Genomic DNA, 7875 nt, shown 5'->3' with positions numbered 1-7875 from the left:
CCCCACCTTTACCTCCCACTCGAACACGCACTGCGACTTCGTCAGCGTCTGAGTCTGCGTCTGGCTCTGGCTCTGGCTCTGGCTCTGGCTCTGGCTCTGGCTCTTCAGATGATAAGTCCGTCTCGCCACTGTCAACGCTTTCATCAGAAATTGTATCAATATCTTCACTTTGAGCTTGGCTTACATCAGATTCCAGCTCTGGTTCTATGGTCGATTCGTCAATCGAAAGTTCTTCATTTGAAGAATCTTCTGTATCTAGAGAAGATTCTTCTAACGACGGTTCTTCTGGCTCAATCTCTTCTTCAGAAGCATCTGAAACGTTATCTTCAGATGCACTTTCGTTCTGAGGGAGTTCGCCAATATCAGGTAAATCTGGTGCATCTTCGTCAGTACTGACTTCGCCTGAGAATGCTTCTTCTTGCCAATCTTCAACAGGTTCACCGTCTTCAGATATTGAATCGACATCTGATTTCAGTGCACTTTCATCGAGTTCACCAATATTTGCATCAGTGAAATCAGGCTCTTCACGTGTTTCACCCATTAAAACATCAAGGGGCTCGTCATCATGACCTTTCAATGAAAACGCTGTTTCTGCGTCTTGTATTGGCTGAGCAGGAAATTCTTCAGGAGTTGCTGATTCTGAGTTCGACTCCGTTTCGTCAACAGAAGTTGTGTCATTGGCTTCGACTTCTTGAACAACTGACTCTTGGTCATCAATATCAAGCTCGTTCTGTTCTAGAGCAGCCTTTGACTTGTCCTCTTCCGATACATCATCAATAGTATCCGCGGTCGCTATTTCATCAGAATCTGGGGTGGTGGCTGACGAATCTTCCAATTCATTGGCTTCGGTCAACTCATCTTTATTATTTAACTCACCGTCTTCCTCTAGCCCATCTGCACCAGCAATCGCGTCAGGTGCTTCCTCAGAGCTCGTATGTTCTGAGGATTCCTGTTCTAACGGTTCTTGTTCGAACGCATTTTCAAGTTCCTGCTCAAATGCATTCTCTGTTGGTGTTTCTGTTGCCGGCTCTTCGTCTTCAGCCTGCTCAGTATCGTCATCATCTAGATGACTTTCAGATTCGAAATCAAAATCAAAGTCGCCACCCTGAGTTTCAGATGTAGCAATTGTGTCATCTGGTGTATCAGAACCTAGGTCGAAATCATCCGCATCAAACTCGCTTTCTACGGATGAATCTTCTCCAACTAATTCGTCGAGTAGATCGGTACTTTCGGGATCAACGCTTGCTTTTGATTCCTCTAAAACATCGTCTAACAGGTCTGTACTGTCTTCATCCAACGACTCAGGAATATCGAGATCAAATTCTTCTTCATTTGATTCTTCAAGCACGCTATCAAGCAGATCTGTGCTATCCGCATCAATAGAGGTTTTAGAGTCGTCATCGATAAAATCATCTAGAAGGTCTGTACTATTTTCATCTAGCGATTCGGGGGTGTCACTTGAATCCGACTCGTCCAACAAACTGTCTAATAGATCTGTTGACTCAGGATCCAATTGCTCTGCGCCTTCTGACGGACCATCAATAACGTCATCTAATAAGTCAGTGCTGTCTGCGCTTAAATCGAACTCGGCAAGGATATCGTCAGCAGCATCATTGCCTATTTCATCTTGTTCTAGTACTTCATCGAGAAGTGCATCAGGCTCTAAATTCAGTTCAGAATCATCGGCATCTAAAACGTCATCTAGTAAATCTGTGCTACTTGAATCTAAGTCGGTCCCAGCTTCCAACATATCATCGAGAAGGTCAGAGCCTCCATCGCCTATATCGTCAGTTCCTTCACTCAATAATTCGTTAAATGCATCTTCACCCAACTCCGATTCAAGATCGATTCCATCGGCCGCTGCATCGCCTGAATCTTCGCTGCTTTCACTAGTAGATAGTAGAGTTCCAAAATCCAAATCATCGTCGGTTTCGGTGTCATCTATACCGGAAAATAAATCATCTAACGTGGACTGATCAAGCTCGTCAGCGCCTAAGTCCTCTTCTGGTCCATCGGAACTAAACAGCGCATCAATATCATCATTGGATAACTCGTCATCACCCGCTAAGTCGAACTCTTCAGTCTCATCCCCTGAGGTATCTTCTTCGATTTCAGGTTCGATCTCATCAAGAGCTCGTTCCATTTCCTCAAGGCCGAGTGCTTGTTCGTCAGCATCAACGCTGATTCCTGTAGCACTGGATTCAATATCCGTTAAGTCGGTATCGAGCTCACCATCTTCTCCGATACTCGCGAATGGATCGTCACCTTCATCATCAAGATTAAAATCAAGGTCTTCATCATTCAGGTCGCCAAAGACATCATCGGACTCTTTGGCTTTGTCGCCTTCTTCCAATGATTCGTCGGAGAACGCGACATCAGACTCATCCCCAAACAACTCATCGTCTAGCGACAGCTCTTCGTCTTCAATATCCCCAATGAGGTCATCATCTAGATTTATCTCATCAATTTCTTCGTCTTCATTAGCAGGAACTGGTGGTACTTCTGTCTGAGTTTGTTCTTGAGCTTCTTCCTCAGCTTCAGGTTCTTTGCGCCTGCTAAGTAGCATAACGACCAGCAAGCCGATTAACAGGCCTGGGACCAACGCCAGTGCGCCTAGCAATAATGGGTTACCGACAATTCTTTCCATCAACGTCGGTGCATTTTGCTGGCTTTCTAGCTGTTTCATTTTTTCAGCATCAAGCAGCTTTTGAACTTCATCTCTAATGCGATTTTCATCGCCCAGTTCATCTTTGAGCGTATCCACCTCATTTTGAACTTCAGAAAGCATTAAACGAAGCTGATGGTTTTTTTCTTCGAGTGACGAAAGTTCACTTTCGGACATGTCGAGCTGTTCTTTCAGCTCATTCATCTGACCGTTATCTTTCATCGCTGGTTTTGGATCGACCATCGGCTCAGATTTTGGCTTTTCCTTAACCATTTCAGGTTTAGGCTGAATCGATACGGTTTCTTTCGGCACTTCTATTTTCGGCTCAGCAGGTTTTGGCTGAACCAACGCTGGTCGAGGCCTTACAACAGGCTGTGCTGTTTGATTATTACTTGACCCATCAAGTCGAGCTTGGTGAGCAGACATAATTCTTACTGCATTGGCAGTACTTTCTGATTGGACTTGTTGTAACGAGGGTATACGAAGAGTACTACCTGGAATCAGGCTATGAATATTTTGGTCTTCAAACGCTTGGGGATTAAGGCGATAAATCGCAAGCAAAGTTTGTTGAACCGTAAGGCTATTTGCTGGTCTTAATGCCGTAGCAATACCCCACAGGGTTTCGTTCCCCCGTGTTGGACCATAAAACAAAGAGGGTTGCCCCTGAGCGGCAGGTTGTCGGATCTGCTCAGCGAAGCGTGGGGAGTCTGAAACCTCTCCGTTGGAACCAATAACTCTGATGGTATCAGCGGTAGCCACTGGAATTTGAGTCGAGACCATCAGAAGCAAGGGCGTTAACAAACGCTTGAAAAAATGATGCATATAAGGCTCAGCTTTCTTGCTTTCTTATCTTGAATAATAATGTGATCTGCTAAATATATCGGATAAATGTCGTAAAACTATAGCGGCCGCACGAAAAAATGTGTGTCCGAGTTGATATTCGTACCATTCTTACTCAATTTTGCATTTTTTGAACAAAATAAAAGCAAGAAAAAAGCCTCACAATGTGAGGCTTTTAAAATAGTTATACTTAGAAATAGTCCCGAATTAGCACTTCGGCGATTTGAACGGCGTTTGTAGCCGCACCTTTTCGTACATTGTCTGCCACAACCCAAAGGTTTACACCGCTGTGATGGCTAATGTCGTTACGAATCCGACCAACCATTACGTGGTCTTTACCACCAGCATCACGAACCTGTGTTGGGAATTCTTCACCATAAAATACTTCGATGCCATCTGTTTGCCCTAAAAGCTGAGCAACTTGATCTGCATCGATAGGTGTTCTGGTCTCGACGTGAACAGCTTCTGCATGACCATAAAACACAGGTACTCGAACGCAAGTTGGGTTCACCATGATAGAAGCATCGTTGAAGATTTTTTGAGTTTCCCAAACCATCTTCATTTCTTCTTTGGTATAACCGTTATCCATAAACTTGTCGATTTGTGGAATACAGTTAAAAGCAATCTGTTGACTGAATGCTTTCTCTTCCACAGGCTTCCCATTCAACAAATGCGCAGTTTGACCCGCCAATTCATCTACCCCCGACTTACCCGCGCCGGATACGGACTGGTAAGTTGATACGTTAATGCGCTCAATACCGGCTTGATCGTGGATTGGCTTAAGCGCAACAAGCATTTGAATTGTTGAGCAGTTTGGATTCGCGATGATATTGCGATTACGAAACTCTGCAATGGCTTCTGGGTTCACTTCTGGTATGACTAGAGGCACATCGTAGTCGTAGCGGAATTGGGACGTGTTATCGATAACAACAACACCTTCATCTGCCGCAATTGGTGCCCATTTTTCAGAAAGACTGCCACCTGCAGAAAATAACGCGATGTGTACTTGTGACCAGTCAAACTCTTCCACATTTTGTACACGAATGGTTTTCCCATTGAAGCGATACGTCTTACCTTCACTGCGTTCACTTGCCAATAAGTGTAACTCTCCAACTGGAAATTCACGCTCTTTTAGCACTTCAAGAATGGTTTCACCCACGGCACCTGTTGCACCTAATATTGCAACATTAAATTCTTGGCTCATTTGTTACCTCAATTTGAAAACCTAGTTTAGCGAGTGGTTCGAGATTGCACTCGTGATTCCCCACTAAAGTGACGGCACTGTATTCTCGTCTATCCCAATAATTTTTGCGCATTTCATCAAACGCACCTGCTCGGGCGATATTACGACGGAATATGGCGTCATCGTGACGGACATCATAAATCAATTGAGTAAGATTGTGCAGTGTTGCGTTGTCCCACGCTCTGTCCAGCTGAACACGCGGCACAGGTGCTATTGGCAGTAACTCAGATGCGTAAACCCGATTTTCCTTGCCGAGAAACTCGCAAAAAGAGTTAAAGATCATGGTAGTACCGCGAGCTTTACCCTCTAAACCATAGCCAGCCACATGAGGGGTAGCAAATGCGAGTAATGGAAGTAGCTCCATGTCGACTTCTGGTTCAAATTCAAAGACATCCAATGCAGCCGTGAAGCCGTCATTGCGTTGCAAACGCTTCTTCAGCGCTGAATTATCAACGACGGGACCACGCGCAGCATTAATGAGAATTTGATTCGATCTTAATGCTTCTAGACGCGTTTCATTGAGGATATGGTGAGTTGGGTGCTCTCCATCACGCGTGATTGGGGTGTGTAGAGTGATGATATCTGACTGTTCAAGCAATGTTTCAAGCGCGGTAAAAGTACGCTCATCCCCTTCAGCTTGTTTAATGGGGTCACTCAATAGAACCTTAATGCCCATTCCTTGAAGGCATTTAGCGAGATAAGAACCTACCTGACCTGCTCCAATAATACCGACGGTTTTATCGAATACGGAGAAACCTTGCTGCTGCCCTAGAATCATCATCACGCTAAACGCGTATTCAGCAACACCGACTTTGTTACAGCCAGGTGCAGCCGTAAAGAAAATGCCTTTCTCTTTTAACAGTGCTTGATCAACATGATCCATTCCTGCCGTTGCTGTCCCAACAAACTTTAGTTTGTTGGCTTTGGAAATCAGTTCTTTATTCACTTTTGTTACTGAGCGAATCATCAAGCCATCCACATCGACCAAATCTTCGGCAGTCATTGTACGTCCTGGTTTCAAAACCACTTCACCTAGCTGGCTAAAAAGCGTTTCAGCATAAGGCATATTTTCATCAATAAGGATTTTCATTTCAATTGAGCAAGGTTACGTTAGAAAAGATGCACCGATTTTGCCCCAATCAGCGCTGAGTTAAAAGTTTGTTTTGATTTTAAATTCCGCAGAGAAGTTCGGCTAAATTATATTTAACTGAAGATAGGAGTTATTTACCTATAAAGCATCAAATTCCTGCCCACCGTTCAGGTGCTTTGGATATCACGTTTCTTAATATAGGTGAAATGGTCATGGAAGATCTCAAGCTTCTCGACCAGAGCTTACCCCCACAAAGATGCAAACGCGCCGAACGCGAAACCGTTTCAAGAATGCGTTCTAAACCCGTGACGACAAATTAATTAGGCACATTCGTGACTGGTCTTGATGAGACCAGTCAATCTATCGGACACTTAACAACTCATTTTGCTGACGTAGGCTACAATCTTGCGCCTGGTGGAATAAATGTTCAGCTTTTTTGTAACTCGGGTAGTACTTAAGCAATCCACCTAATGTTTGAACAGCTTTCGCGCAGTCTTTGTTGTAGACAAGTAACATGCCGTAGAAATGACGACCGTATATATGATTGGGGTTGAGAGAAAGAAAACTCTCCGAAGCAGCTATAGCTGAATCCAAATCCTTCGGTCCGTAAAAGTACGCCATAGACAACTCAAGCCATGCTGCTTCATTTCCCGGATAAATGGAAACTGACTTCACCAGTTTTTCTATGTTTTGGTTTGAGGCCCCTTGGTAGTGGTAAAAATGAGAAACTGTGGTCATGAAGCTCAATGCGGGAACAATCAGTGCAAATATTGCCACAGAGGATAAAACGGTCTTGTTACTCGGTTTGGCTATAGTTACTTCTTTCTTGTCTCTGATAAGTGCAGCAAACAGCAATATCGCAAATATGTAGCTCATCGGAGACAAAAACACTTGGCTCAAAAGTGAATGGGTTAAAAAGGCGAACAATGCAATAAATATCCACCAACGGTTGGGTTCTGCTATCACTAATTGGAAAGCTTTAACGATAAGCCATAGGTAGAGTAGCAAGAATAAGATTCCACCGATCCAGCCGAGTTCGGTAAATACCTTGGCTAGAAAGTTATGTGGTGTTTTTAATATTTGTTTCTCACTGACAAATTCGGAGGCCTGATGAGTGCCAACTTTCGCGAACTCTGGATGCTGGAACTCAAAGTTGTTTGCCCCGACTCCAAATGGATTTTCCTTTAGCATATCCCAACTATTGAGAACCATATTTAGCCTAGGGCGATAGCTATCTAAGGGCTCTTCAATAGCGCTAAATGAAGCAGAAAGTGTATGAGGAAGAGCAAATGATAATTGTGAAGTGGAATATCCTACTAAAGAAGCTATTCCAATAATCACCAACGGGATTCTAAGAGATAGTTTTCCCCGCTTTAACAAGCGTCTCGACTGCAAGAATAGAAAAACAAGCCCCCCCAAAGCCAGAGCAATAACGGTAGTTCTGATATGAGAGATATTCAGGACGTGCAGCACGCTTAATAAGACGAAAGAAACTCCCAGTAAGCATAAAAACCTAAATCTGTTACACCATGCGATATAGCATAGAGCCGGAATCCAGATGTTGAAAATATGTCCTGCATTGTTAGTAAATCCAATTGGTGTGAACGCACCATTATTCACAGGAATATTCATCCAGCGTTCGATAAAAAAAGTAATAGAGAAAAGAGTGGCAGAAAGCACCGAAGAACTGAGCAGTAAATTTTTTCGCTGTTCTCTGTTATAAATCGTTACCAGTAGTGAAAAGGAAAGACCAAACAGTGCAAAGCGAAATAGAAACTCAATACCAGCGTAAACATGACTAGACCATACAAAGCTGGTCACCATCCAATACGCCGTAGCGCCAAATAAGAAGCTTATATAGGAGAACTTACAAGCCAATTTTCGTAGATTTAAAAAAACGAACACCGACAAAAGTACATCAATGAATAGCCATTTAGGTACATCGTGGCTATAGAAAAAGCCGCTCCAATGAACACAAGTTGTAATGGAGATAACGATAGGTAGTAACACTAACCAAACATCGTCAATTCGATGGGT

At 43.6% G+C, this 7875-nt stretch carries 4 protein-coding genes; all 4 read right to left on the bottom strand.

Features of this window, described 5'->3' with window-relative positions; translation table 11 throughout:
* Positions 1-3487: FimV/HubP family polar landmark protein (locus tag Q8W40_RS23800; protein ID WP_305400804.1), on the bottom strand; the 3487-nt coding region annotated here is incomplete at its 3' end.
* A 208-nt stretch (positions 3488-3695) separates the two neighbouring features.
* Entirely contained in the window at positions 3696-4709 is a 1014-nt protein-coding gene (locus Q8W40_RS23795; RefSeq protein ID WP_305400803.1) for an aspartate-semialdehyde dehydrogenase, read from the bottom strand.
* Positions 4693-5838 carry a 4-phosphoerythronate dehydrogenase gene (locus Q8W40_RS23790; protein ID WP_305400802.1) on the bottom strand — a complete coding sequence of 382 codons (1146 nt, stop codon included), beginning with the start codon at positions 5836-5838 and terminating at the stop codon, positions 4693-4695. The genes Q8W40_RS23795 and Q8W40_RS23790 overlap by 17 nt, the downstream gene beginning before the upstream one ends.
* A gap of 360 nt (positions 5839-6198) precedes the next feature.
* Positions 6199-7662 carry an O-antigen ligase family protein gene (locus Q8W40_RS23785; protein ID WP_305400801.1) on the bottom strand — a complete coding sequence of 488 codons (1464 nt, stop codon included), beginning with the start codon at positions 7660-7662 and terminating at the stop codon, positions 6199-6201.
* Positions 7663-7875: the final 213 nt, after the last annotated feature.

The organism is Vibrio penaeicida (assembly GCF_030689305.1).
GTDB classification, from domain to species: Bacteria; Pseudomonadota; Gammaproteobacteria; order Enterobacterales; family Vibrionaceae; genus Vibrio; species Vibrio penaeicida_B.
Note: the sequence above shows the minus strand (reverse complement) of the source record. Positions and strands in the feature narration are given on the sequence as shown.